The sequence below is a fragment of the Pseudomonas pohangensis genome (assembly GCF_900105995.1).
Lineage (GTDB): Bacteria > Pseudomonadota > Gammaproteobacteria > Pseudomonadales > Pseudomonadaceae > Aquipseudomonas > Aquipseudomonas pohangensis.
This window is the reverse complement of record NZ_LT629785.1, coordinates 1,774,025-1,799,726: the sequence shown is the minus strand read 5'-3', so window position 1 is coordinate 1,799,726 and position 25,702 is coordinate 1,774,025. Positions and strand designations below refer to the sequence as shown.

Annotated in this window: 27 protein-coding genes; 11 read left to right on the top strand and 16 right to left on the bottom strand. The window is 59.8% G+C overall.

From position 1 onward, the window contains the following. Window positions 1–2: 2 nt before the first annotated feature. The 9 genes from BLT89_RS08445 to BLT89_RS08405 all read right to left on the bottom strand — a co-directional run bounded on the left by BLT89_RS08445 (window position 3) and on the right by BLT89_RS08405 (window position 8,150). Complete coding sequence (locus tag BLT89_RS08445; RefSeq protein ID WP_090194177.1) at window positions 3–479, bottom strand: MaoC family dehydratase; 477 nt, start codon at window positions 477–479, stop codon at window positions 3–5. Between the two features lie 17 nt (window positions 480–496). Further along, window positions 497–1,330, bottom strand: a complete 834-nt coding sequence (phaZ, locus tag BLT89_RS08440) for a poly(3-hydroxyalkanoate) depolymerase (RefSeq protein ID WP_090198846.1) — start codon at window positions 1,328–1,330, stop codon at window positions 497–499. A gap of 162 nt (window positions 1,331–1,492) precedes the next feature. Further along, the gene (locus BLT89_RS08435; RefSeq protein WP_090194176.1) at window positions 1,493–2,509 is read right to left on the bottom strand and encodes a YeiH family protein; all 1,017 of its coding nucleotides are present in this window, start codon (window positions 2,507–2,509) and stop codon (window positions 1,493–1,495) included. Window positions 2,510–2,716: 207 nt separating this feature from the next. Next, window positions 2,717–3,052: a Rieske (2Fe-2S) protein gene (locus tag BLT89_RS08430; protein ID WP_090194174.1), complete on the bottom strand. Its 336-nt coding sequence runs from the start codon at window positions 3,050–3,052 to the stop codon at window positions 2,717–2,719. Further along, the gene (locus tag BLT89_RS08425; protein WP_090194173.1) at window positions 3,049–3,711 is read right to left on the bottom strand and encodes a DsbA family oxidoreductase; all 663 of its coding nucleotides are present in this window, start codon (window positions 3,709–3,711) and stop codon (window positions 3,049–3,051) included. The genes BLT89_RS08430 and BLT89_RS08425 overlap by 4 nt, the downstream gene beginning before the upstream one ends. Continuing rightward, window positions 3,708–5,039 carry an MFS transporter gene (locus BLT89_RS08420; protein ID WP_090194172.1) on the bottom strand — a complete coding sequence of 444 codons (1,332 nt, stop codon included), beginning with the start codon at window positions 5,037–5,039 and terminating at the stop codon, window positions 3,708–3,710. Before BLT89_RS08420 ends, BLT89_RS08425 begins: the two co-directional genes overlap by 4 nt. A gap of 172 nt (window positions 5,040–5,211) precedes the next feature. Continuing rightward, on the bottom strand, window positions 5,212–6,261 hold the full coding sequence (locus BLT89_RS08415; protein WP_090194170.1) for a BKACE family enzyme: 1,050 nt from the start codon (window positions 6,259–6,261) through the stop codon (window positions 5,212–5,214). Between the two features lie 48 nt (window positions 6,262–6,309). Continuing rightward, window positions 6,310–7,158: a TauD/TfdA dioxygenase family protein gene (locus BLT89_RS08410; RefSeq protein WP_090194169.1), complete on the bottom strand. Its 849-nt coding sequence runs from the start codon at window positions 7,156–7,158 to the stop codon at window positions 6,310–6,312. Window positions 7,159–7,169: 11 nt separating this feature from the next. Next, window positions 7,170–8,150, bottom strand: coding sequence for a quinone oxidoreductase family protein (locus BLT89_RS08405; protein WP_090194167.1), 981 nt, complete (start codon window positions 8,148–8,150; stop codon window positions 7,170–7,172). A 219-nt stretch (window positions 8,151–8,369) separates the two neighbouring features. Between BLT89_RS08405 and BLT89_RS08400 the strand changes: the two genes are divergently transcribed. From BLT89_RS08400 to BLT89_RS08385, 4 genes are all read left to right on the top strand, one after another. Next, window positions 8,370–9,374, top strand: a complete 1,005-nt coding sequence (locus BLT89_RS08400; RefSeq protein WP_090194166.1) for an AraC family transcriptional regulator — start codon at window positions 8,370–8,372, stop codon at window positions 9,372–9,374. A gap of 168 nt (window positions 9,375–9,542) precedes the next feature. Continuing rightward, window positions 9,543–10,157: a PAQR family membrane homeostasis protein TrhA gene (trhA, locus tag BLT89_RS08395; protein WP_090194164.1), complete on the top strand. Its 615-nt coding sequence runs from the start codon at window positions 9,543–9,545 to the stop codon at window positions 10,155–10,157. A gap of 166 nt (window positions 10,158–10,323) precedes the next feature. Then, window positions 10,324–11,445, top strand: a complete 1,122-nt coding sequence (gene zapE / locus BLT89_RS08390; RefSeq protein ID WP_090194163.1) for a cell division protein ZapE — start codon at window positions 10,324–10,326, stop codon at window positions 11,443–11,445. A gap of 108 nt (window positions 11,446–11,553) precedes the next feature. Further along, window positions 11,554–12,333 (top strand): hypothetical protein, encoded by a 780-nt coding sequence (locus BLT89_RS08385; protein ID WP_090194161.1) that lies wholly within the window; start codon window positions 11,554–11,556, stop codon window positions 12,331–12,333. A gap of 188 nt (window positions 12,334–12,521) precedes the next feature. Here the strand turns inward: BLT89_RS08385 and BLT89_RS08380 are convergent, their stop codons facing one another. Both BLT89_RS08380 and BLT89_RS08375 read right to left on the bottom strand, forming a co-directional pair. After that, window positions 12,522–13,034: a hypothetical protein gene (locus BLT89_RS08380; RefSeq protein ID WP_090194160.1), complete on the bottom strand. Its 513-nt coding sequence runs from the start codon at window positions 13,032–13,034 to the stop codon at window positions 12,522–12,524. A 361-nt stretch (window positions 13,035–13,395) separates the two neighbouring features. Continuing rightward, entirely contained in the window at window positions 13,396–14,406 is a 1,011-nt protein-coding gene (locus tag BLT89_RS08375) for an AraC family transcriptional regulator (protein WP_090194158.1), read from the bottom strand. A gap of 124 nt (window positions 14,407–14,530) precedes the next feature. Here BLT89_RS08375 and BLT89_RS08370 point away from each other — a divergent pair, with 124 nt between their 5' ends. After that, entirely contained in the window at window positions 14,531–15,439 is a 909-nt protein-coding gene (locus tag BLT89_RS08370) for a fatty acid desaturase family protein (RefSeq protein ID WP_157718825.1), read from the top strand. A 197-nt stretch (window positions 15,440–15,636) separates the two neighbouring features. On the opposite strand, the gene BLT89_RS08365 is transcribed toward BLT89_RS08370, so the two are convergent. Together BLT89_RS08365 and BLT89_RS18070 are read right to left on the bottom strand one after the other, a co-directional pair. Beyond that, the gene (locus BLT89_RS08365) at window positions 15,637–16,521 is read right to left on the bottom strand and encodes a universal stress protein (protein WP_090194154.1); all 885 of its coding nucleotides are present in this window, start codon (window positions 16,519–16,521) and stop codon (window positions 15,637–15,639) included. Further along, entirely contained in the window at window positions 16,508–16,810 is a 303-nt protein-coding gene (locus BLT89_RS18070) for a hypothetical protein (RefSeq protein ID WP_408003072.1), read from the bottom strand. Before BLT89_RS18070 ends, BLT89_RS08365 begins: the two co-directional genes overlap by 14 nt. A gap of 259 nt (window positions 16,811–17,069) precedes the next feature. Here BLT89_RS18070 and BLT89_RS08355 point away from each other — a divergent pair, with 259 nt between their 5' ends. Beyond that, window positions 17,070–17,912, top strand: coding sequence for a TauD/TfdA dioxygenase family protein (locus BLT89_RS08355; RefSeq protein ID WP_157718824.1), 843 nt, complete (start codon window positions 17,070–17,072; stop codon window positions 17,910–17,912). An 82-nt stretch (window positions 17,913–17,994) separates the two neighbouring features. On the opposite strand, the gene BLT89_RS08350 is transcribed toward BLT89_RS08355, so the two are convergent. Beyond that, a complete protein-coding gene (locus BLT89_RS08350) occupies window positions 17,995–18,741 on the bottom strand; it encodes an IclR family transcriptional regulator (protein ID WP_090194150.1) in 747 nt (248 codons plus the stop codon). Between the two features lie 290 nt (window positions 18,742–19,031). Here BLT89_RS08350 and BLT89_RS08345 point away from each other — a divergent pair, with 290 nt between their 5' ends. The 5 genes from BLT89_RS08345 (at window position 19,032) to BLT89_RS17995 (ending at window position 23,642) form a co-directional block, all read left to right on the top strand. After that, window positions 19,032–20,228 carry a CaiB/BaiF CoA transferase family protein gene (locus tag BLT89_RS08345; protein WP_090194148.1) on the top strand — a complete coding sequence of 399 codons (1,197 nt, stop codon included), beginning with the start codon at window positions 19,032–19,034 and terminating at the stop codon, window positions 20,226–20,228. 25 nt (window positions 20,229–20,253) lie between these two features. Continuing rightward, the gene (locus tag BLT89_RS08340) at window positions 20,254–21,000 is read left to right on the top strand and encodes an enoyl-CoA hydratase/isomerase family protein (protein WP_090194147.1); all 747 of its coding nucleotides are present in this window, start codon (window positions 20,254–20,256) and stop codon (window positions 20,998–21,000) included. 47 nt (window positions 21,001–21,047) lie between these two features. Further along, window positions 21,048–22,022 (top strand): YeiH family protein, encoded by a 975-nt coding sequence (locus BLT89_RS08335; RefSeq protein ID WP_408003071.1) that lies wholly within the window; start codon window positions 21,048–21,050, stop codon window positions 22,020–22,022. Between the two features lie 108 nt (window positions 22,023–22,130). After that, window positions 22,131–23,429, top strand: a complete 1,299-nt coding sequence (locus BLT89_RS08330; protein WP_090194144.1) for a spinster family MFS transporter — start codon at window positions 22,131–22,133, stop codon at window positions 23,427–23,429. Window positions 23,430–23,510: 81 nt separating this feature from the next. Continuing rightward, complete coding sequence (locus BLT89_RS17995; protein ID WP_269457173.1) at window positions 23,511–23,642, top strand: hypothetical protein; 132 nt, start codon at window positions 23,511–23,513, stop codon at window positions 23,640–23,642. 555 nt (window positions 23,643–24,197) lie between these two features. Here the strand turns inward: BLT89_RS17995 and BLT89_RS08320 are convergent. Together BLT89_RS08320 and BLT89_RS08315 are read right to left on the bottom strand one after the other, a co-directional pair. After that, entirely contained in the window at window positions 24,198–24,983 is a 786-nt protein-coding gene (locus BLT89_RS08320) for a hypothetical protein (RefSeq protein WP_197673547.1), read from the bottom strand. 134 nt (window positions 24,984–25,117) lie between these two features. After that, window positions 25,118–25,669 (bottom strand): DUF1214 domain-containing protein, encoded by a 552-nt coding sequence (locus BLT89_RS08315; RefSeq protein ID WP_197673546.1) that lies wholly within the window; start codon window positions 25,667–25,669, stop codon window positions 25,118–25,120. Between the last annotated feature and the right edge of the window lie 33 nt (window positions 25,670–25,702).

The following is a 25,702-nucleotide window of genomic DNA, read 5'->3' as shown; positions in this document are numbered from 1 at the left end:
CTTCAGGCGCTGAGCAATACGAGGTTTTGCGCGATCAACGCCGGCTTGTCCTCGCCTTCGATTTCAATAGTGTTCTCGGTGGTCACCAGCCAGCGGCCACGACCCTTGTCTTCAACGGCGAGCAGACGGATGCAGTTGCGCACCCGCTTGCCGGCCCGCACCGGGGCAATGAAACGCACCTTGTCGAGGCCATAGTTGACCGCCTGCTTTACCTGCAGCGGATCGATCAGTACTTCGAACAGGGTTGGTGCGAGCAGCGACAGGCTGAGGAAGCCATGGCCGATGGTGCCGCCAAAAGGGCCTTCGCTGGCGGCACGCTGCGGGTCGACATGGATCCACTGATGGTCGTCGGTGGCTTTGGCAAAGTCATCAATGCGTCCCTGCTCGATACTGGTCCAGTTGGATTTGCCGAGTTCTTCGCCAACGCGCAAATTGAGGTCGGCAATCAGCTTGGCGCTGCTGGAATTGGTCTGTTGCATGATGTTCTCCGGGACGCTCAAGGTTGTTGCAGGAAGGTATGTACCGCTGCCGCCGAGGCTTCGGCTTCGGTAACCAGAAACAGGTGGCCGCACTGGCTGTGCCAGAGTTCGGCGTTGGGCATCATTACGTGCATCAGGCGGCCATTGGCGGGCGGGGTGATCGGATCATCCTGGCCAACCATGATCAGCGTCGGCTGCTGCAACTTGTGCAGCCAGGGCAGGCTGCTCCAGCCGGAAATGGCGAACAGCTGCAGGTAGTAGCCCAGGCGCGACTGCCAGCGCACATGCTGGAAGTGCTCGCGGCCAAGCTCCGGGTTACGGCGGAAGACACCGCCGTAGATGTCACCGACGATACGGCGTGCGTAATCCACATCCAGATAACGCCGCGGCGATGACATTTTCAGAATGGTGCTCAGCTTGCCGGGGAACATGATCACCCCGGGGGTGGTGGCGGCCAGTATCAGCTTGCGGCACTGGCGCCGGTAGTCACGGGCAAACTGCTGGGCCACGGTGCCACCCCAGGAAATACCCAGCACATCCACCTGCAAATAGCCCAGCTGTTGCAGCAGCAAGTGCGCCAGGCGGGCGATACCGGACAGGCGGTAGGGCCGCGAAGGCATGGGCGAGTGACCGACGCCGGGAATGTCGAAGGTGATTACGGTGCGATCCGGCAATGCATCGACAAAGGGTTGCAGCAGCTCGGCGTTGCCACCGATGCCGTTGAACAGCAGCAACGGAATGCCACCCTTGCGGCTGTGGCGGATGCCCACGCGCAGGCGCTGGTTGCCGACCTTGACCATCTCAAACAGAAAACCCTTGATGGCAGGCGGCTTTCTTGCGCCCGGCGACATACGTGGCTGCGGGTCCGGTTGGGTCATGCTGGTGTACTCCTGTTGTTACGGCCGTCCTGGGCGTCCGCTGATAAATTGCGGGTGCATGAAGCCATTGGCTTGCGGCCAGCCCGTAAATATTCCTGAAATTCTGGTGTAGCGGCGTCTACTGTGTGGTCCGCGTCATAGCCACCAGTGCAAGGCTGCAAGCACCAGCACCACCAGGAAAATGGTTTCTCCGAACATCAGCAGAATTGGCTTGATGCCGACGGATGTGAGTTCCTTGATCTGCGTTTTCATCCCCAGCGCGCTGATGGCGATAACCAGCATCCAGCGTGACAGTTCGTTGCCGAAGCTCTGGACGATGGTCGGCACGAAACCGGTGCTGTTGATACTGGCCAGCACGATGAAGCCGACGGCAAACCAGGGCAGCAAGGGCGGGCGTTTGCCATGGAAATCGCTGCCTTTGGTGCGTGCCCGGGTAATCATGGCGGCACACAGAATCACCGGTAGCAGCATGCCCACGCGCATCAGTTTGACCACGGTGGCGACGTCGCCGGTCTCGTGGGACATGCTGTAACCGGCACCGACTACCTGCGCCACATCGTGAATGGTAGCGCCCAGAAAAATCCCGGCTTCGGTAGGTGACAGCTCGAACCAGCCGGCAATCATCGGATAACTGATCATCGCCAGGGTGGACAGCGCGGAGACACCGATGACGGTGAACAGCGTGGCTTTTTCCTTGCCCTCATGACTGGGCAGGGCGGCGGAAATGGCCATGGCTGCGGAAGCCCCGCAGATTGCCGTGGCGCCACCGCTGAGCAGGCCGAACAGGCTCTGGAAACCCATCAGGCGCGCTACCAGCATGGACAGCAGGATGGTCGCGGCTACGGAGAAGACGATCAGTGCCACCGGCTGCCAGCCCAGTTCGGCGATCTGCCCGAGGGTAATACGCATGCCCAGCAGGGCCACGCCGATGCGCAGCACTTCGCGGGCGGTGAATTCGATGCCCGGCTTGCACTTGCTGTCGCCGGAAAGGAAGTTCAGCGCCATGCCCAGCAGCAGGGCGAACAGCATTACCGGGGCGCCGTAATGCTCGGAAAGGAAGGTGGCGGCCGCAGCGACGATCACGCTGACGATGAAGCCGGGCAGCAGTTCACGGCCGCGGGTGTTCAGCGCGGTGAATGCACTGGCACTCATTGGGCAGACTCCTGGGATGTACTGATGGGATCGGGGGGAAAGCCATCAGGGCATCGATTCGGTAAATATACTATCACGATCAATATTGAACACAAGTGTTCAGTTGATGGATGTGTTGCCCGCGCCGTAGCGGGGTGCGCATGCACAGGACCAAGCCCGGCATTGGCGCGTGGCTTGGGGTGTTCGGCAGGCGGCAAGCACTGCTACTCACTGTCCAGACTCCTGGGAGGGGTCGGCGGGGAATAACAGAAAGGTCTTGCCGTCGCAGACTTCCACCGGATAGGCGGCGAGATCGAACTTGCTGACGTTGGCCAGGCAGCCGCTGGCCAGATCGAAGCGCAGGCCATGGGCGCGGCACTGGATCATGCGCCCCTGCAAGTCGCCGCCGAGCAGCGAAGCGCCCTGGTGCGGACAACTGTCGTCGATGGCGTAGAGCGTGCCGTCGACATTGAATAGCGCCAGATTTCTGCCGTCTATCTGCAGGCCAGCACGTGCACCACTGGCGGGTAGCTGTGCTGCTGAGAGGGCAATATGCTGGCTCATACCGGGCTCGCTTGCCTGTGTTGTTCGATGGCGTTCAACATTCCGCCAAGCAGAACCTGCGCAGGCTGGGCGCCGGACAGCACCAGGCGCTGGTTGAAGACAAAGGTGGGCACGCCGCCTCTGCTGGTTACGCCCGGGCCATAGAAGGGTGCGCCGTCGCCGCGCAAGGAGTTGACCAGGGGTGCCCGCGGATAGCCACAGGCCTCGGCAATCTCCAGCAGGGTGGCGCTGTCGCCGATATTCTGGCCGTGCATGAAGTAGGCGGCGAACAGTCTTTCGAGCAGCTCTTCAAGCTGTGTCGCAGTACCCAGGGCACTGGCGTGCGACAGCAGACGATGGGCGTCGGCGGTATTGGGCATGCGCGGGATGCGCTGCAGATCGATATCCAGATCGGCACTGGCAGCGGCCGCCTGTACCTGTGCCTGCCGCTGGCGTACTGCTTCGGCGCTGCCCAGTCGGTTCAGGTAGAACTCGGCAAAAGGCACGCCGGTAGCCGGCAGGTCGGGCAACAGTTGCACGCCGATCCAGTCCAGTTCTACAGGTGTCTGTGGCTGCTCGGCAGCAAACAACTGCAGAGCCTGAGTCAGGTTGCGCTTGCCGATCAGGCACCAGGGGCAAATGAAGTCGAAGAACACGCTGATGCGCAGAGGCCGGTTCATGGTTGTATCTCCACCAGGGCTTCAGTGGCAGTCTCATCGACGCCGTTGTTTTTCAGGCGGTCCATGTCGTTGTGATAGTGACGCTTGGCATACAAGAACACTGCCGCCGAGGCAATACTGATCAGCGGTACCAGCTGGAAGGCTTTATCCAGTCCGATCATGTCGGACACCTTGCCGGTGATCAGCGGGCCGGTGGCCAGGCCGAGCAGGTTGTTGGCCAGGGTCAGGGTGGCAAAGGCGGTGCCGTGCACCTTGTAGTGGGTCAGGTTGGCGACCATCGCCCCGGCCGGTCCCGAGGTGCCGGCGGCAATCAGCATGCCCACGCAGATCAGCACCAGTTGCGGGATGCCAAAGGGCAGGGCAAAGGCCAGCGACAGCAACGCACAGCTACCCAGGCAGTAAGCGATGCACAGACTGATCTTGCGATCCGGGCGGTTGCGGCACATGCGGTCACTGAGGATGCCGCACAGGACCATGCCGATGCCGCTACAGAGCACGATGATCGATGCCACTGCACCGGCCCTGTCGGTTGCCATGCCGTAATAACGGTTGAGGAAGCTGGGCATCCAGACGATCACGGTGCCACCGACAAACAGCTGCAGACCGCTACCGACATAGGCGCTGAGCACCGAGCGGCTGGAGTACAGGGTACGCAGCGGGCGGCTAACCTTGTCGGCGGCCTTGCTTGCCGCAGTAACGACACGCTTGGGGGCAATGCGCGACTCGCGCACTATGATCGGGTAGAGAATTGCCAGCATCAGGCCGAACGTCGCCATGCCGGCAAACGCCCAGCGCCAGCCGAAATGCTCTGCCAGGATGCCGCCGGTAGCCATACCCAGCACCGAGCCGAACATGCCGCCGGAAATAAATGCTGCCGACAGCGTGGCGCGCATGCTGCGCGGGAAGACGGAAACCACCACGGCGATACCGACACTGCCGTAGGCGGCTTCACCGACGCCAACCAGAAAACGCGCGATGAACATCTGCTCGTAGTTTTCTGCCACGGCGCAGCCCAGCGTCGCCAGACTCCAGAGCACGGCCATGATGGTCAGGCTGCGCACCCGGCCGAAGCGGTCGGCAAGTAACGAAAGAGGGAAGGTCAGCAAGCCGACCATCAAGGCAACGATGCCGCTGAGCAGTCCGAGCTGGGTATCGGTCAGTGCCCATTCGCCCTTGAGCAGGGGGAATACGGCATTCAATACCTGCCGCGACATGTAATCGGAAATCAGCAGACCAAAGGTCAGGGCGAACACGATCCATGCATAGGTGCGTGACACGCTGGGCGCGTCATCTTCAGTATTATTATCATCAACATGGAAATGAGCCACGGTGTCTCCCCGGATCGCCGGTAAAAGTGGGGTGTGGGGGGAACCGGCCAAAGGCTGTTTCCGCCACCACACCTTTCAGGTGGAAAGCGCTGGGCGCCTTCCACGCCGCGAGGCTAACCAGCCCCAACTTCAACGCAGGGGGTGAGTCATCCCCTGCGGTACTGCGAGTGAGTCATTTGCGCAGGAAACCCTGCTGACCGCCTTTTGGATTCGGGGCGAAGCCGTTGGCAGCCAGAGTTTCTTCGACGGTATCGTAGAAAACGCCTATCTTGAGGATCTCGCGGGCTTCCTTGCCGTTGGCGACCGGACGACCGAACTCCTTGGCGATGCGCACCAGTTGCTGGATCTGCTCGACAGTGGTCACCTTGGCTGAACGATCCTGGGACCAGATGTTGTCCTCGATACCGCAACGCACGTGCAGACCCATGGCCATGCCCATCATGTTGATCGGCAATGTGTTGAGCATGGTGCTTTCTACCGTCAGCATGGTTCCGTCGGGAACGGCACGCAGGAAGTTGGCCATGCTGTAGATGTGCGGCTGGTCCATGCCACCACCAATCGCTACCCAGTTGCACACCAGCGGGCCCTTGTAGACGCCGCGACGGATCAGGCGCTCCACCGACTCGTAGCTGTTGATGTTGTAGAACTGGAAGGCACTCTGGATGCCGGCAGCGGAGAGACGCTTGACGTGCTCTTCGATGAAACCCGGGCCCGAGGGAACGATCATCTCGCGGTAGGCTTCGTAGGTTTCGCCACCCATGGAAGTGCCGGCGTAGTCGCGCACATCCATCTGCTCGATGACGTTCATCTGCGTGGTGTTGACCGTTACCGTCACCTGGTCGGGCTTGGGATCGAGGTCGGCGAGCATGTGCCGGGTGTCGTCATGCAGCCACTTGGCAGCCGCGCCGTCTTCCGGCGGGGCGAAGGAAATGGAGCCACCGACCTGGATGATCATGTCCGGTACTGCCTTGCGTACGCCGGCGATCAGTTCGTTGAACTTCGACAGGCGCTTGGAGCCCTTGCCGTCCAGTTCGCGGACGTGCAGGTGGAGTACCGAGGCGCCGGCTTCGTAGCAGTCCACGGCTTTCTGGATTTGCTCATCCATGGTTACCGCAATGTCTTCCGGATAGTCGGAGGGGAACCACTCCGGGCCATAAGGAGCAGCGGTGATGACGAGTTTGTCCTGGTTTTCAGGGAAGAGGGAACCATCAAGAAAGTTCATATCTGTGCCTCGAATAATTGAATGTAAGTGGATTCAGGGTGATTCGCTTCAGTAGGGTTTGCTGCCAATGATGCCGGCGCGCTCCATCTTGCGATGGCAAGGCGGGTAATCCATCACCGCGTAATGCTGGGTACTGCGGTTGTCCCAGATGGCGATGCTGTTGGGCTGCCAGCGCCAGCGCACCTGGTACTCGGGGATGTACGCCTGGGTGATCAGGTAGCGCAGCAGGTCGGCGGCGCCAGGGTTGGCGTCCTGACCGAAACGCACCCGCTCGGGGGTGTGGAAGTTGCTGAAGTGCGTGGTGAATGCGTTGACATAAAGGATCTTTTCGCCGGTATCCGGATGGGTACGCACCACCGGGTGCTCGGAGTCGGGGAACTGTGCCTTGAGCGCCAGACGCTTTTCGATAGGCATGGCAGCACCGAAGCTGGCTTCGATGCTGTGCCGTGCACGCAGGCCTTCGATCTGCTGCTTGATATGCTCAGGCAGGCGATCATAGGCCACCGCCATGTTGGCCCACATGGTGTCGCCGCCGACCGGCGGGCATTCCACGCAGCGCAATACGCAACCGAAGGGTGGCACGTCACGCCAGCTGGCGTCGGAGTGCCAGGCGTTTTCGTAGCGGTCGATCGGGCTTTGCGGATCCTTGTAGATCTGCACCAGGCCGGGGTAATCCGGATGGCTGCCGGCTACCGGGTGCGATTCCAGCTGGCCAAAGCGCTCGGCGAAGGCCACGTGCTCGGCGCGGGTGATGTCCTGATCGCGCAGGAACAGCACCTTGTGCCGGACCAGCAGACTGCGGATTTCCTCAAACAGGCCGTCATCATCAATCGCATCGGCGATATTGATGCCGCTCAGTTGCGCGCCTATGTTGCAGGTAAGTTGTTCAATACGCATGGCGAACCTCCTCAGATAACGAAGATGGATGAACCAGTGGTTTTACGAGCTTCGAGGTCGCGATGGGCCTGTACGGCGTCTTCCAGTGCATAGCGCTGGTTGATCTCGATCTTGATGCGACCGGCGGCGATGTGACCGAAGATTTCATCGGCCAGAGCAGCCTTCTCGGCGGGGTCGGCGATGTAGTCAGCCAGTGCCGGGCGGGTCAGGTACAGCGAGCCTTTCATCGCCAGCAGTTGCGGGTTGAAGCCGTCTATCGGGCCGGAAGCGGTACCCACACAGACCATCAGGCCACGCCGCTTGAGCGAATCCAGTGAGGCCATGAAGGTATCCTTGCCGACACTGTCGAACACCACGTTGACGCCGAAGCCGTTGGTCAGTTCACGGACGCGCTGGGCGACGTCTTCGTGACTGTAGTTGATGGTATGGGTGCAACCATGGGCGCGCGCCACTTCGGCTTTTGCCTCGCTGGACACGGTACCGATCACGGTGACGCCGAGCAGCTTGGCCCATTGCGCAACGATCAGACCGACACCGCCGGCAGCGGCGTGCAGCAGCAGGGTGTCACCGGCCTTGAAGTCATAGATGCGGCGCATCAGGTAGGCCGAGGTCAGACCGCGCATGGTCATGGCGGCGGCGGTGGCACAATCGATGCCTTCCGGCAGCTTGATCAGCGGTGCAGCATCAATCAGGCGCTCGGTGCAGTAGGCGCCGAGAGTGTTGACGAAACCGGTGTAGGAAACCTTGTCACCGACGGCAACATTGGTCACGCCTTCGCCAATGGCCTCGACCACGCCGGCAGCTTCCACACCCATGCCGTTGGGCAAAGGGATCGGATAGGTGCCGTTGCGGAAATAGGTATCGGCAAAGTTCAGGCCGACGGCCTCATGCCGCAGGCGTACCTGGCCTGGGCCGGGCTGGCCGACTTCGGCGTCCTCGATACGCAGGACCTCCGGGGCGCCGGTTTCATAAAAGCGTACGACTTTGGCCATGTCTGTTCTCCAGTTTGCTGTTCAATCGGGTGGCGGCCAGTGGGCTACCATCGGTGTGAAGCAAATCTAGTGCAGCATTGACTCGCGTGCTTCACATCACACGACATGGACTTTTCATTACATGACAGGCGCAGCTATAGTGTTGTTTCACCCGGCTCCAATGCACCTGCCGCAGAGCTGTAGCGGTGGTTGTTCTTTCTGGTTGGATGAGTGATTGCCATGACCACCTTGATCCGCGCCGCCGCCCTCACCAAGTACTTTGTGGTCGCCCAGAATGTCGGGCTGAATCCGCAGGCGTTGCTGCGTCACTTCGGCCTGACCCAGAGCATGCTGGAAAATCCCGACCAGCAGATTCCGGCCGACACGGCGGTGGCCTTGCTGGAGATGTCCGCCGAGCAGAGTGGTTGTCCATCCTTCGGGCTGCGTATGGCCGAGGCACGCACCATGGCCGACTTTGGCCCGGTCAGTCTGTTGCTCAGCCATCAGCGCACGTTGCGTGATGCACTGCGAACCACCGTGCAATACCGCCACCTGCTCAACGAGGCCCTGGCCTTGTTCATCGAGGAAGTGGGCAAGACGGTGATTTTGCGCGAGGAGGTGGTGACCGATCAGCCGATGTATGGACGCCAGGCCACCGAGCTGGCACTCGGGGCGCTGTTTCGTCTGTGCAGCAGTCTGCTTGGCCAGCACTGGCATCCGCTGAGTGTCAACTTCACCTATACGCCACCCGAGGACCAGCTGGTCTACCGGCGGATGTTCGGCTGCAAGCTGGAGTTCGGCAGCGAGTTCAATGGTTTCATCTTCGCTGCCGCCGATCTGGATGCGCCCAATCCGCTGGCCGACCCGGTGATGGCCGGTTATGCCGAGCGTTTCGTCGATTCCCTGCTGGATGACCGGGCACATTCCCATGTACTGGATGTACGCAAGAGCATCTACCTGTTGTTGCCCATGGGGCGGGCGACCATCGAGCAGGTGGCCCAGTCGCAGGGGGTCAACCTGCGTACCTTGCAGCGACGTCTGGAAGACGAAGGGGTGACTTTCTCCGAGCTGATCAACGAAGTGCGCCGCGATCTGGTGCGCCGCTATATGGCCAACCCGCGTTACTCCATCGGACGGATTGCCGAGTTGCTTGGCTACTCGGTGCCGAGTTCCTTCACCCGCTGGTTCACCAGCCAGTTCGGCATGGCCCCGGCCGCCTGGCGACATAAGCACAACAAGGCTTGAGACGAGCTCTATTATCTTCAGCCCAGCGAAACATAAACGCCGACCTGCGGTGGGCTGAAGTCCACCCTGCGCCCGAGCGCTGTATTCATTAGACTGGGTGACCCGCATCGGGCTTTCCGTTCATGACCTGTTTACCCATTCCGGTTGGTTCTGCAAAGGCGTTATCCCATGTATTACGGTGAAAGGTTCAACGCCTGGACGCATCTGGTAGGCGCCGTGCTGTCAGTGCTCGGCGCGCTCTGGTTATTGCTGCTGGCCAGTGCCAGCGGGGATATCTGGAAGATCGTCAGCATGGCCATCTATGGCGTCACCCTGGTTTTGCTCTACAGCGCCTCGACGCTCTATCACAGCGTGCGCGGGCGGCCGAAAAGGATCATGCGCAAGGTTGATCACCTGTCGATCTACCTGCTGATTGCCGGCAGCTATACACCGTTCTGTCTGGTCACCCTGCGCGGTCCCTGGGGCTGGTCGTTGTTCGGTACGGTGTGGGGGCTGGCGGTGATCGGCATGCTGCAGGAAATCAAGCCGCGCTCCGAGGCGCGGGTGCTGTCGCTGGTGATCTACGCGCTGATGGGCTGGATCGTGCTGGTGGCGCTCAAGCCGTTGCTGGCCAATCTCGGCTACGCCGGCTTTGCCTGGCTGGCCGCTGGCGGGGTGCTGTACACCGTGGGTATCTATTTTTTCGCCAATGACAGCCGCTTCCACTGGCACGGTATCTGGCACCTGTTTGTCATGGCCGGCAGCCTGCTGCATTTCGTCGCCATCTGGCGCTATGTGCTGTAAACGGCCAGGGAGTTGTTTGTAGGAGCGGGCTTGCCCGCGATGCTTTGGTGAACCTCTGCTTGTGGGCGATTAATCTGCGCCGGTTCACCGCTGACAGGTTTTGCCTATGTAGCGAGCCCACCTACAATGCGACACCCCTGATTACGCACCAGAGTGTCGCCACTGCATGACTGCCGTCACCCCGTTAGCAGCCTACCAACAGGCCGTCGCCACCCAGCTGTTTGTCGCCGATGCAGCCCAGCAGCGGGCCGCGCAATGCCTGCAAAACTGCTACGACGCCTTGCACCAGTACGTGGTGTTCACGCCACCGCCGGGGGTGTACCTGTGGGGGCCGGTGGGACGTGGCAAGACCTGGCTGATGGACCGCTTTTACGAAAGCCTGCAGGTGCCGGCGCGCCGCCAGCACTTTCATCACTTCATGCGCTGGGTGCACATTCGGCTGTTCGAGCTGACCGGCACCCCCGATCCGTTGCGCGCGCTGGCCCGCGAACTGGCAGAGGAGGTGAGGGTGCTGTGTTTTGACGAACTGTTCGTCAACGACATCGGTGATGCCATCATCCTCGGCAGCCTGTTTCAGGTGATGTTCGAGGCGGGCGTGGTGCTGGTCTGCACCTCCAACCAGCCGCCCACCAAGCTGTATGCCGATGGCTTCAACCGGGAGCGCTTTGCTCCGGCCATTGGTGCGCTGCAACAGCACATGCAGGTCGTCAGCGTCGATGGCGGTGAAGACCATCGCCTGCATCCGGGCACGGCAGTCAAACGCTACTGGCTGCGCGAGGAGGGCAGCAGTGCCCTGGCCGAGGCGTTCCGCCAACTGGCTGGCGACCAGTTAACCGACAGCGCGCCCTTGCAGCTGGAACATCGGCTGATTCAGGTGGTACAGCACAGCGAGCAACTGCTCTGGTGCCGTTATGCGCAGTTGTGCCAGGTGCCATTGGCAGCCATCGACTTCATCGAGCTGTGCGACCGTTTCAGTGCCATCTTCATCAGTGACATACCCTGCCTGAGCGCCAGCCAGCGCCCCGGCCGGATTGCCCGCGGTACCGAGGATGGCGCCGCCCGGGTACTTGCCGGTGACCGCCAGTTGCCGGACCTGTCGGTACACGATGACAGCGTGCGGCGTTTCATCGCCCTGGTCGATGAGTGCTACGACCGCCGCGTGCCGCTGTATCTGGAGGCCGCTGTGGCGTTGCAGGAGCTGTATACCGAGGGCTACCTGTCCTTCGATTTTCGCCGCACCCTCAGCCGCCTGCAGGAAATGCAGCTGGAGCGCTTTGGTCAGGCCTGAAACTGCAGCGGCGCGGGTCGATGCAGCAATGGCGCTACAAGCTGCTGGGTCTTTTCAGGTGCTTCACCTATCCTCTGGGTGAACTTCACAGATGAGCCATCAAACCCCATGACTGACCGCATCCTGCAAATTGCTGACGACTTCTGGAACATTCGCGGTGAATTCAAAATCGGCGGAGTGCTGAACATCGGCACCCATGCCTCACTGGTGAAGCGCGCGAATGGCCAGTTTGTATTGCTGGACGCCTACACCCTGCAAGGCGAGGTGAAGGAGCAGGTTGATGCCCTCACCAATAATGGCGCTTTGCTGGAAGCCATCATCAATCTGCACCCGTTCCATACCGTGCACGTGACCAGGGTTTATCAGCAGTATCCAAACGCCAGGCTGTACGGGACGCAGCGCCATGTGAGCAGGTTTCCCGAACTGCCATGGGAGCCCGAGCTCACCGAGTCAGCAGAATGTGCGGCCCTGTTCGCCGACGATTTCGAATTCTCTGTGCCGGCCGGGGTGGATTTCATTTCCACTAACGAGCATCTGCATTTCTCATCGGTACTGGCCTATCACAAGGCGTCAAAGACCATCCATGCCGACGACACACTGATGTACCTGCGCTTGCCCGGCCTGCTGGGCAAGATCAAGCCGCCTGAAGTCGCGTTTCACATGACCCTGGCCAAGACCCTGCAACGGCGACCCGATGCGGCTGCAGAATTCCGCAGCTGGGCCAGGCAACTGGCCAGGCAATGGGGCGCTGCTGAAAACCTTTGTGCAGCGCATTCGGCGGCCTTGCTGGGCAATGAAAACCACGCACAGCCGATTGCCAGGCGAATTCTGGCGGCCCTGCAGAACGTGGAGAAGACCTTGCGCTGTCATGAGAAGAAATTTGCTTGACCCATGGTCGGCAGGCCAGTGATCAATAACAGCCCGGCGAGCAGGCACGGAAAGACGCGCTCTCGGTCAGTGTCGGCATGCGGGCTCTCAGCCATAGCGCTGCCCTTGACGAGGCGCATGGAGCCAGCCCGGATCAAACCGGAACACCGGAACCATGAAGTGCAATCAAGCCCGTACGGGCCTTTAGCTTATATAACCTTCAGTAATTGGCTGCATAGCTGGTCGGAGCGTTTTTTTCCCGGCGCTGTTTGCTCAATAGCGTGGTGCCAGGGTTCGAATTGCAGGCGAATTTCTTCATGCGTTTGGGCAGCAAAGGCAGCTTCGACAATTTCCAGATGAGCGTAAGGGCCGCAGAAAGTTTTCAGCGTGTTCTGGATAAAGTTTCGCGCCATTTCCAGTTCCTCACGATTTACCGGGTCGGGCGCGGGCCGAAACGCAGCGGCTGCGGGTAAGGCCTCAGCGGGGACGGGTTTAGCGTGGCCTGTTTTGCCGGCGCTATTTGCCAGCTCGATATATCCCTCTGCCTGAAGCATGTCCAGGGTGGATTGCAACTCACTGCCCAGATGCAATTCTGTGAGTTCGGCAACGCTGCGATTGCCATCGATAAAAATCAGCACACGACGTGTACGTGCGTTCAACCCCCCGGCCTTGGTGGTTATTTCCTCATGTCCCTTCGGGGTTTTGCTAAATACAGCGCTCATTTTTACCTCCAGAACAATTTTGTTTTTTTCTGTTTTGTAGTGAAAAAATCAGGCTGTCGCCTTGGCGAGCGGAAAACCTCAAGGAAATCAACCTACCCCATAAATGTGCGGCGGTTGAGTGAAACGCTCCTCTTTTCCTGAAAATCGGACTATCCGCCTCTGCGGGTTTTCTGCTGGCCTTTACCATGCTTCACGACTGGCCAATCAAGGAACCCCGACATTCGTAGGGTGGTCAACGCCACAGGCCTGGCCACCCGGCAAGACAGGCAGGCATGCAAATATCAGCAACCAGAGGTGGCCAATCACGGCGCGAGTTGACTGCCTTGAAGCGTTGCAGCCAGTGGCTGCCATGCTCTGACTGCTAGCCCTGGCTTTTGGCGCGCTCCCGGTACTGCGCCGGGGCGCAGCCGAAGCGATTACGAAAGGCCCGTCTGAAATTGGCTGTATCGCGGTAGCCAAGTGCTGCAGCAATCGACTCGATACTGTCGTTGCTGTCCTTGAGGTAACGTTGTGCCCATTCCGCCAGTACGCCCATGCGCATCTCCCGGTAGCTGCAACCTTCGTCCTGCAGGCGCCGGTTCAGGGTGCGTTCCGAGACATGCAGATGTGCCGCAATAGTCGCGACTTCGGGCAGTGGCGGGGCACTCGAGCGCAGCAGGCCGAGTACGTGCTGGCTATAGGATTGCCGGTCATGCTGGCCCAGCTCTTTTAGCCTCAGCGCCAGCAGGTACTGCGCCTGATTCCACATCTGCGCGTGGTAATAGGGCGAGGGCACGTCAAGGATGTCGAGGGGTAGCAGTACGCCGGGGCGCTTGCAGTCGAACTCGATATGCCCATGAATCAACCGGGCATATTCCTCGGCATAGGCTGGCCTGGCGTAGTCCAGGCTATAACGTGCCTGACTCAGCCGGGTTCCGCTCATCGACTCGATGTAATGCTGGATCAACAACATCTGCGATTCGGTATGAAAGCGACCGGTGGAACCCAGTGGTGAGAGATAGTTGGTCTCGACCCGTAGTCCTTCGGGTGCGGCGAACAGTTCGATGTCGACGAAACTCGCGTGCAGTTGTGAAAAGCTCGCCATTGCCCGCAGGCCGTCCCTGATCGTTGGTGCCACCGCTGCTGCCGCGCCAACCGGCCCCAGCACACTGATGTTCATCCGCTGCCCGATAAGCAGGCCGAGACGTTCGTCGCCCATCTCGCGGCAGGCGTTTTCCAGCAGGCGCACAAAGTCCTTGTGCTCGATATCACTGCCGCTCTGGATGCTTTCCCGGGTAAGCCCGGTGTTCTCCAGCAAGCGCGCCAGGGCGATGCCGCGTTGCAGGGCGGCAGTCATCACTATGTGGCTGTAGAACGGGGTAATGCTGAACATAATCTGCTCTTGAGCTGCTCAGATGGCGGATTATGACACCCATTTGGCGCGCAACGCACTGAGGCTGCCCAGGCTCTGCAGGGCATTATTGCTGCTCGAAGCAGGTACAGGGCGGAAGTCGGAAATGGAACAGATGAACCAGCTGGACATGATCGCCACCCGTGAGTCGAAACAGTTCATCGGCGAGTTCGCCTGGCCAACGGTATTGCTGGTCTTGTGCGTCTCGCTGGTCTGTGTTGTCACGCCATTGCTGGTCAAGGCAGCAATACTGCCGCTGTGGCTCGGTGTACTGATCATGGCGTTGAACACCTATGGCGCCTACACGGCGCTGCACGAGGCCGTGCATGGCACCATCAGCGGCAGACATACTGGTTTGCGCTGGGTGAACGAAGCCGTGGGTTACTGTGCCGCCTGTATTCTGGGAATGCCCCTCACCGGGCACCGGCACGAACACCTCACGCACCATCGCAGTACCAATGATCCCGCCGGCGACCCGGACTACGTAATCAGTGAGATGTGCCGCTCGCCATGGCATGGCCTGCGTTCCAGTGCCCTGTTTACTTACAACCAATTAAGTTTCTTCCACCGCTATCGCCGGGATACGGCGCCGGCAGAGCAGGAGCGGCGTTTCTGGCTGGAAGTGTTGCTCAGCTGGACATTGCGTCTGGCCTTCATCGCCTGGCTCGGTTGGGACATTGGACTATGGCTGCTGATCGGTGGCCCCTTGCTCGGCTCGGTCATCACGCAATACCTGTTCAGCTATCTGGTGCATCTTCCCCATGAGGCAGTGGGGCGCTACGAAAATACCGCTACCTACCTGGTGCCCGGCTGGCCGGGCAAGTGGGTGACGTTTGCCTGGGGTTATCAGAACTACCACTCGGTGCACCATCTGTTTCCGCGGGTGCCGTTCTACCGCTATCCCGCGCTGTTCAAGCGGATCCAGCCGATCATGCTGAGCCGGGGTGCGCCGGTTTATCAGCTGGGCAGATCAGGCTGGAGCCTGCTGAAACCGGCCGAGCAGTCTTTCGAGTAGCCGATCGCTGTGACGCAGCAGACGGAACCGACCGCGGTTATCCCGGACGGCCCGGCTCGTGCAGGCTGCTGATTGAATACAGCCCACAGCACAGCGCGGATTTGATCAAGGGAATTGGAATTTCTGCAGCGCTGAGCAGCCTGCCAGCCAGGCGTCGGGCGCGGTGAAAGCTTCAGCGACATGCCGGAGCATGATGTTCAGACAGACACCAAGACGTCGTTTTGCGCTTCACTCAGAACGTGCTCGGTAACACTTCCCAAAAGCAGTTCCTCGAATACGCTCTTGCCATGTTTGCCCATGACTATCAGGTCGCAGTCACATTCCTGTTCCTGCTCGATGATGCGCCAGCGCGGATCACCGTGAAGTGCAATCAGGCAGGTGTTATCGGGCGATAATCCGGCTTCGTCACGCAGGGCCGTGAGCTTGTGCAATGCTTCCTGTTGCGCCGCTACCCGGTAATTGTTGATGGTCATGGCGTCTACGTTGGCATAACGCATTTTCCCCTCGAACGGGACCTCGAACGCATGTAGCAGGAAGATCTCTGCATGGGGTGCGATGCTGCGCGCATGGCGGATCGCCCGCAGCGACGAAGGCGAGAAGTCGACCGGTAGCAGCAAACGTTGATAGGGCTCGCGGGGTGTCTGCTTGACCACCAGAACCGGGCACTTCGCCGTGTTCAGGATGCGCTTTGCCGTTGTCCCCAGGCGAAAATGCCGCAGCGCACTTTCACCCTGTTCGCCGCATACCAGCAAGCTGGCCATCAGTGCATCACACTCTTTTGTCAGCTCCGGCAGCAGCGCGCCGGCCACAACCTTGCACTTCGCCGAGACGCCATAGCGCTGGTTGAGCGCGAGGGCCAGCTCGCCGATGCGTTCCCGTGCGGTATCCAGCACCTGCGTCTGCAGGTCATCCGGCGCAGCACCCATAAGCAGGCGCAGCCGTTCCAGCGGTTCGAAATTGGCGACGTGCAGCAGATCGAGCGTTGCACCCACTTCCTTGCTCACCAGGGCCGCACGTTCTGCTGCATGGCGAGCCGGCGCGGAAAGGTCCGTGGCGGCGAGGATACGATCAAATTGGCGCACGGAGTTCTCCTCTCTGTACTGAATGCAGTTGGGCAATTGTCTGAAAGAACGTTTCCACAACGTCCTCAGAGTGCGTAATTACCGTTACGTTCCGGTTGCTCTGCAACGAGAACTCTTTGCCATCGCCAGTTCTGAAGACTACTACAGAGTTCATGGTCACGGTGTTGGGCGGGACATCCCGGGAATCCACAATGGTGGCGCGTGCGAGTTCTGCTTCCAGGCGCTCCTTGCCGGGGAACTGCTGCTCGGAAAGGCTCCCCAGGAGCGTGTCCAGACGATCGGCATCCAGTTGGGTGATTTCGAGGGCTGTTCCCGGTATTCCTCGGACTGGTCGCTCTCGAAGCCCGTCACTTTACAGGTACAAATATCTACCACTGGCGAGACAATGTCAGGTCGAGCACGGCCCCCTTCGCCGCTGGCCGGTAGCGGTTAAGGATTGACAGCCGGCAGCTGTGATCGTAAGGTTTATATATTGGAAGTCAATATCAAATATTGATACCAAGTGGCGATGGACCGAACTGACGATGACGACAAAGAGAGGCAGTCACATGAGCGATTACCAAAGCTTTACCCTTGAACCATTCACCCGCGTAGTGGGTGCACGCATTACCGGCATTGACATGTCAAAGCCGTTGTCAGATAAGGCAAAAGAAGAAATTTTTGATGCCTATGCCAAATATTCGGTACTGAGCTTCCCGGGGCAGGACATCTCCCCCGGGGCTCAGGTTGAGGTGGCGCGCATGTTCGGTACCCCCGATGCGCCTCGCAAATTCCGTCTCTACGATGAGAAGAACCACCCTCTGGTGGGCCTGATCGAGCAGGACGGTTCCGAGGATTTTATTGTCGGTGAAGCGTGGCACTCGGATAACATGGATTACGAAAACCCTTACGCATCACTGGTGATGTATCAGGAAGTGTCGCCAGGTGTCGGTGGTGACACCCTGTTTTCCTGCATGTATTCCGCCTACAACGCGCTTTCGAAGCCCATGCAGGAGTTCCTGGAAGGCAAGACGGCGCTAAACGATAATACGCGGACTTCCTACAGTGCCAAGTTAAACAAGAACTACACAGACAAGGGTAAGGAAACGCCCGACGCTGTCGAGCATCCAGTGATCCGCACTCACCCGGTCACCGGCAAGAAGCTGCTGTATGTGAATCCGGCTTTTACCACCCAGATCGTCGGCTTGAGCCTGGGTGAGAGCGATGCGATTCTGAACTACCTGTTCAACCTGGTCGCGACGCGTCCTGATTTTCAGTGCCGTCACATATGGGATGCCGGCACGCTGGTTGTCTGGGACAATCGCAGCCTGCAGCACTATGCCGTACCAGGCTATAAGGGCTTGCGCCGGATGCGCCGCGTCGAGGTGCGGGGCGACCGTCCGTACTACTGACAACGCTGCGTCCAGAACTGTTTACTGGGTGGAAGTTCATATAGCGCCGCCATCGAGTCTCATCGGACTCGATGGCGGTTTTTTATTGAGAACCCAGCAGGTTCTCTATCTGGCGCGCGGCAGCCTTCACCTGGGCGCCCAGTTCTTCCAGTCGATGCTCCTCGTCCAGACGGAATTTCGGACCGGAGATGCCGATGGCTGCGACAACGAAGCCCGAAGCGTCCCGGATATTGGCAGCAATTCCCCAGACATCCTCGCGCCATTCGCCCCGATTGATTGAATAGCCCCGCTCGCGCACTTGTTGCAGGTCCGCCAGCAACGTGGACCGGTCGGTAATCGTCACTGGGGAGTGGCTGTCCAGAGTCTCAATCAATGGTTCCAGCTGCGCCGGGCTCAGGGCAGATAACAATGCCTTACCGGTTGCCACGCAATAGGCAGGCGCGTGTCCTCCCATGCGGGTGTAGGCAGCCACAGGTTGCGGACTGTCGATCTTGTCGATATAGATCACATCCCTGCCGTCCAGTACGGACAGGTGAACGGTTTCTCCCGATGCCTGCGACAGTTCGCGCATCGCCCCCGCGGCATACTGGCGCAGACCCAGGTCGGCGACTGCGGCCGCTCCCAGCTCCCAGAGCTTCAGTGTCGGTGTGTATTCCCGGGTGCGCTCATCCTGTTGCAGGTAGCCTGCGGCTTTCAGGGTCTTGAGCACCCGGTGCGCGTTGCTTTTCTGAAGCTGGAGATCGTTCGCAATATCGATCGAGCGCACCGGCCCGCCTGTCAGAACGACATACTCAAGAACCTCCAGTCCTTTCAACAAGGTCTTGTCCATTCCCGCTTACCCCTGTCCATGCATGTAGTTTTGGCGCTGTTCGGCTGCCGTGATAACGAGGCCGCATCCTACCGAGATGCAAGGCAAGGCGATAGCCGGAAAGCTTGTATATGGCCTTTTGCCGCTTGACAGCCTTATTTACAGCAAAGCATCATATATTGATACTTGGTATCATATCCTGGAACCAAAGGTTCGACGTAGAAAGTCAGATGTATATGCAACGCTTCAGATTTTGTCATTAGCCGGTCGCGGGACCGGTTAGATGAACTTACCGCTGCGAGGAGAATGAAATGAGCGACGAGATACATACTCGGGGTCCCATGACAGGCATTCGCGTCCTGGAATTCGGACAGGTGGCCGCTGGTCCCTTCACGGGGTCTTTGCTGGCCGACCTTGGCGCGGACGTGGTCAAGGTAGAACGTATCGGCAGCGGGGACGGGATGCGTAGCTGGCCGCCGCTGACACCCAATGATGAGCAGGAACTCTATAGCGAAAACTTCGCCTCATTGAACCGGAACAAGCGCAGCATCGCGCTGGATCTGAAGGACCCGGACCATGTGGCCCGGCTGAAGGCCTTGTGTCAACAGGCTGATGTGGTGGTCGAGAATTTCCGCCCCGGCGTGATGGACCGGCTGGGCGTTGGATACGAAGCACTGACAAAGGAAAATCCGCGTCTGGTGTTTTGCTCGATCAGCGGCTACGGCCAGACCGGTCCCTACGCAACGCGGGGCGCTTTCGACGTCACCATCCAGGCAATGAGCGGGCTGATGAGCGTCACCGGTGAGTCGGATAGTGGACCGGTGAAATGCGGAGTGCCCGTGGGTGATTTCTGTGCCGGACTGTATGCGGCTTACTCTATCGCCGCTGCGCTGCTCGATCGTGACCGCAGCGGTAAAGGTCGCTTCATCGACGTATCCATGCTGGGCAGCCTGATTGGCATCTCGGCGCTGCAGACCAGCGAATTCTTCGGGACCGGGCAGTCGGCGGGGCGGATCGGTTCGTGCCATCCGCGCAATGCGCCCTATCAGGCATTCCGGGCGCGGGACGATTATTTTGTTATCGCTGCGGGCAATGACAAGTTGTGGCGCTCGGTGTGCGACATCGTGGGCCAACCCGAATTGGCGGATCAGCCACGCTTTGCCAACCAGCTGGATCGCGCCGCCAACCAGAAGGAACTGGCCGCCATTCTTGAGAAGACCTTCGTGACCGAGAGCGCGGCACACTGGATTGCGCTGATGGAAGAGCATGGTGTGCCGGTCAGCCCGATCAACAGCTTCGAGGACATGCTGGAAGATCCACATGTGAAGGCCATGGGGATCGTTTCCGATCTGGAGCTTCCCAACGGGGTAAAAACCCGGACCACGGGCTTTCCGGTCGGAATTGAAGGGTTTGAGTTCAGCATACGGCGCCACCCCCCCTTGTTGGGAGAGCACAACGACGAAGTGTTCACCGAGTGGTGCGCGCCGTCAGTGAAGCAAAGCGCGTAAGCGCGAACCCGCAGGAGAGCCGGCAATGATCAAATCAGACATTCAGGACGGCGTGGCGAGGATCACGCTTAACCAACCCGACCGGGCCAACGCGCTTGGCCCCGCACTGGTCGAGGCGCTGATCGACGGTATTGACGAGGCCGTCGCGGAGAACGTGCACACTCTGGTGCTGGCGGGCGAGGGCAAGTCCTTTTGCGGGGGGTTGGACCTGTCCCGGTTGGCAGAGGAGAGCGATGCCGACCTGGCCCACCGTCTGCTGCGCATCGAGGTGCTTTTGCAAAAGGTTTATCGCGCGCCGTGCTACACGGTGGCGCTGACCCATGGCACGATCTCTGGCGCCGGGGCCGATCTGGCCGCCGCTTGCATCCGGCGCGTCGCTGCCGAACGCACGCGCTTTCGTTTTCCGGGTATCCGCTTCGGTGTGGTGCTGGGGACGCGGCGTCTTGTAGAACTGGTGGGTGCGCGCGGATACCGGATCATCCTGGAACAGGAGATGCTGAACGCGGAAGATGCGCTGAACACCGGCTTGATCACAGATATCATCGAGGCCGAGGCGTGGGCTGCGCTGGTCGAAGACATTGGCTCCCGCATCGGCGCACTGCCCGGGCACGCCGTAAAACGGGTGGCGCTGGTAGGCCGGGACGAGGAACACTGTGAACGCGACATGGGTGTTCTGGCGCGCTCCCTGGTCGAGCCGGGCCTCAGGGGGCGGGTCCAGCGCTACTGGGAAAGCGCCCTTGCGGCCGCGCAAAATCGGGGTAATGCCACATGAGCCCTGGCGCGCCTACTCGCCGATCCCGCAGTTTCTACCTGCAAGCGATGCACAGTGTCTGGCCCGGCATGCTGTTGTGCATCGTGATCGCGACGGCGGCAGCCTTTATTGCCGACACACGGGGCGGCCCCACCTTGCTGTATGCACTGTTGCTGGGCATGGCGTTGAACTCGGTAACGGTCGACAGCAATGCCCGGGCGGGCATCGATTTCGCTGCGCGGCGCGTGCTTCGTCTGGGCGTCGCGCTGCTCGGGGCACGCATCACGCTGGAGCAGATCGGCGAGCTGGGGTGGTTCAATGGGGCAGTCATTATCGCAGGTGTGTTGGCGACGATCCTGTTCGGCATCGGCTTGAGCCGCCTGCTCGGACTGGATCGCCGCCTCGGGGTGCTGACCGGAGGTGCCACCGCTATTTGTGGCGCGTCAGCCGCCATCGCAATTGCCACGGTGCTGCCACGGGACGAGCACTCTGAGCGCGAGTTAATTTTCACCATCGCCGGGGTCACCGTGCTATCGACGCTGGCCATGGTTCTGTACCCGACCATCGTCCAGGTGCTCGACCTGACACCGGGCGAGGCCGGCATCTTTCTCGGGGGAACCATACACGATGTCGCCCAGGTCGTCGGGGCCGGGTACAGTGTTTCCCACGAGGTCGGGGACTACTCGGTGCTGACCAAAATGCTGCGCGTCGCCATGCTGCTGCCCGTGGTCGTCACGCTCTCATTGCTGGTGCGACAACGTGGCCGCGGCTCTCCACAGGCGGTCCGGGACCCGTTGCTCCCCCCCTTTCTGCTGGGTTTCGTCGCGCTGGTTGCCGCCGGTAGCCTGGGCTGGATCCCGGGACCGGTGGCCGGGGCAATGAACGATTTTTCCCGCGTCTGTCTGGTCGTCGCCATCGCGGCGGTGGGCCTAAAAACTTCGTTACTGGAAATCAGGAAAGTGGGCCGGCGCGCGGCACTACTGCTCGGCATCGAGGCGTTGTTTCTGGTCACCTTCGTTTTGCTTGCGCAACAGTTCCACTAGAAGCCTTTCCGGCAGAACTGCCGCGGCTCGTCATCGACCGCTATGGCAATCATGCCAGGAGTTAAAGCCCCATGACCCACACATTCACCCGAAAAGAGCGAGCACACCATGTCCAGGCACAGTGAGGCTTCAGCAGGTAATCCCTACACTTCCCGTCGCAAGGCGTACTACACACTGGCCGTTCTGACCGCTGTCTACAGCTTCAATTTCATCGACCGGCAACTGCTGGCCATACTGCAGGAGTCGGTCAAGGCGGAACTCGCGCTGTCCGACAGCCAACTGGGCCTGTTGACCGGCTTTGCCTTCGCCGCGTTCTATGTTACCGCCGGGATACCCATCGCCCGCTGGGCCGACCGCGGCAACCGGCGGGATATCATTGCCCTGTCCCTGTTTATCTGGAGTTTCATGACCGCCCTCAGTGGTTTTGTTCAGAATTACCTGCAACTCCTGCTGGCCCGAATCGGGGTTGGAATCGGCGAAGCCGGAGGCAGCCCGCCATCGACCGCAATGATCTCCGATATTTTCCCCCCGCACCGCCGCGCCGGTGCCATCGGGTTCTATTCCATCGGTGTGAATGTGGGCATACTCTTCGGCTTCCTGGCGGGGGGCTGGCTCAACGAGTTTTTCGGCTGGCGGGTTGCGTTTCTGGTAGTGGGGATTCCCGGCATCCTGCTGACCGTGCTGGTGCGCATGACGGTCGCGGAACCCACCCGGGGGGGCTCCGAGAACCGGCAGGCCAGCCAGGTTGCAGTGCCCTTCCGCGAAGTCCTGCGGGTGCTCTGGAGCCGGCGGTCTTTCCGCCACCTGGCGCTGGCGGCGGGACTCAATGCATTCTGCGGTTACAGTGCGGCGAACTGGATGGCGTCATTCATGATCCGGACTCACGGCATGGGCACGGGAGAACTGGGTACCTGGCTCGCCCTGATTCTGGGCGTCGGTGGTGCCATCGGCGTGTTTGGTGGTGGTCTCCTGGCTGATCACCTGGGGTTGCGGGACAGGCGGTGGTATGTCTGGCTGCCGGTCATCACCAGCCTCTTCAGCATCCCGTTCATAGTGGGTATCTACATGGCGCCGGACCCGTACCTTGCCCTGTGCTTCGCGATCGTACCGGGGATCCTGGGCAATGCCTACCTGGGCAATACCATCGCCACCACCCACGCCCTGGTGGGAGTGCGTATGCGCGCCATGGCCTCCGCGATATTATTCCTGATCCTGAATATCATCGGACTCGGTTTGGGGCCATGGATTATCGGTGTCACCAGCGATCTGCTGGAACCGGACCTGGGCGCCGGGTCGCTGCGCTACGCAATGCTGTATATCCTACCGGTCGTCATGTTCTGGTCGGTCTGCCATTTCTACCTGGCGGCGAAAACGCTGCGCCGGGACCTGGCCGCCGCACCGGACTGAACATAGATCAGCGTTCATTGTACTTTTCGATGGCATACCTGTGGGATCAGGATTGTTTAACTTATTGGGGAGTGTAGGAACATGGCGTTGCTCAAAGTCTTTAAAGCTCTGCTGGGGAAAAAGGGGACAGATTTATTGGGTCACTGTCCGTTTATGGCAGATTCTGTTGAAAAAGTCCGTCGTGATTTTCCAGACAGAAAAGTACGCGCTTGAGATTGACATCCCTACTTTCGGCGGAGGCTTCCGAACTTCGATTTCACGTAGCAGCGTGAAAAAATGGCATTTTCACAGATCACGATATGTGTCGTTCGGGAAAACCGACTTTTTCAACAGAATCGGTCGACTGCTGCCCCCTGGCAAGGTGCTGAAGCGTGCCAGAAGCAGTCAGGCACATCGAATGGGGCGGTTCTGCTAGCAGCCTGGCTAGGAAAGTAAACACCGCAGAGGCACCTCTGCGGGGGGCGGGTAGGGTTTTTTCCAGACTCTTTGGTTTCTGTATTTCCTGCTCAAAGTGCGGAATTACATGCTTATTCAAGCCGTGTTGAGCATTCACGGTCATCTAAGTTAACGGCTTAAGCTCGTGTCATAAGCGCTTGGTAAAGCGCGCTCTGGCACCGACCAGTTCGCGGCGTTGTTCAATTAAACCCAGAAGCGAGCGCATTGCCGTGTAACCGAGCCCCTCATTGGGGACGCGTGCCGATCAGAAACTGCTCTTTGCGAACGCATCACCGCCTGCGAAGACTGCTGTCTTCGCAGGCGGCACACAGGCTACTTTTTGGCGCTGGCAGCTGCGTTGTACTGATAGTTGCCCTCAAACTGGTCGAGAACGATGGTGTTAGGCGGGTTGGAATCGGCGACGGACGTGAGAGTCATGTCCTGGTCCAATTTGCGTGATCTTAAGCTCCAGCCCTTCGGTAAAGTCAGGCGCTCGCCAAGGGTGGGGAGGTTTTCGATGGTGTTATTGGGGTCGATCTTCAGAGACAGACTGAACATCGTGTATACGGCGCCCTCGTCGGTGACCAACTCATACACCGTTTCGCCTGCATTGAAGGTAAAGGTATTGCTACGTTTAGAGACCAGCACCTTGTAAGAAGGCAGCGATCCGGCAACTGCCTTACTGAGGTCAGGGGTTTCGAAGATGCCGAGCACGCGCAAGGGGATCGTGGCGATCACTCTTTCCTTGCAGCCATCCCAGGCCATCCCGGTTATGCCGTTCGCCACGAGTCGGCGCGGACCATTGAAGAGAACGCCATCGCTCCCGTATTCCTTTTTCAAGGCATCCCCATTCAGAGCGCGGAAGCGGGCGTCCATTACGTCGTTAGGCGCCTCAAGGTCGTTGCCGAGAGAGTTGTAGTAATAGCCGACCCCGCTGCCGTTGGGCAGGCGGTTCATGAACAGAATTTCGTAGAAGGCCTTGCCGCGCCAGTTCTCGATCGTGATCGGGCAGGGATCCTTCAGACCAACTTCCTGTTCGGCCAAGGCCGGCGTCATGCCACCCAGCAGCGCAAGCGCCAGTGCGGTTGCTTTCACGGCCATGATTGTTTTTATCTTCATGCTCATCTCCTTGTGTTTACCGCCTGGTGACGGTAATTCGTGTGCCCGTCTTCTCGATTGCGATCATCGCCATCTGCTTTGCCGGCTGTGCCCGGGGAAAGCTTCATGACCTGGTGATGATCTCCTGCTTCGGATCATACATCCGCAAGGTGTAATTTCATCCGGCGGCGAAGATTGTTGATGACGTCGGGGCCGCCGCCAAAATTGATCGTGATGCTTGCGTCCGCGTTCTTTCTCGCGGTCACATGGTTGTACGTATAGCTGTTCTGGTCGTTCTTCTCCATATATCCCGATTCATTGTAGACAGTAATGGACCAGAAACCGGCGACCGGGACGTCCTTTACGGTGAGCCGGTAGAGTGTCTTGCCGCCATACATTTCCGGCACAGCGCTGTCATACCTGGCGGCTTGTTCGGGGTTTCCGCTCCAGCCCATGGCCGTGCCCAAAAAGTGGCTGATCGGGTCGAGTTTGGCTTTGTCGCCGAACATGTCCCTGGTACCGGTTCGGGTCGCCACCAGAAGGTTGATCGCATCCCGGACCTTTTTCAGCGACGCTTCATCCTGATCCGGAATTTCGAACCTTCCCGCGTTCTTCTGCCGCACGGAGAGCTTGCCCTGCATGGCGTTGGCGGCGTCGAGATCCTGCGGCCCCTCGGCATGGGGAAGAACCGTGCCAGGTACAGTCAATCGTATCGAGGCTTGCGGCTGAATATCCTTCGG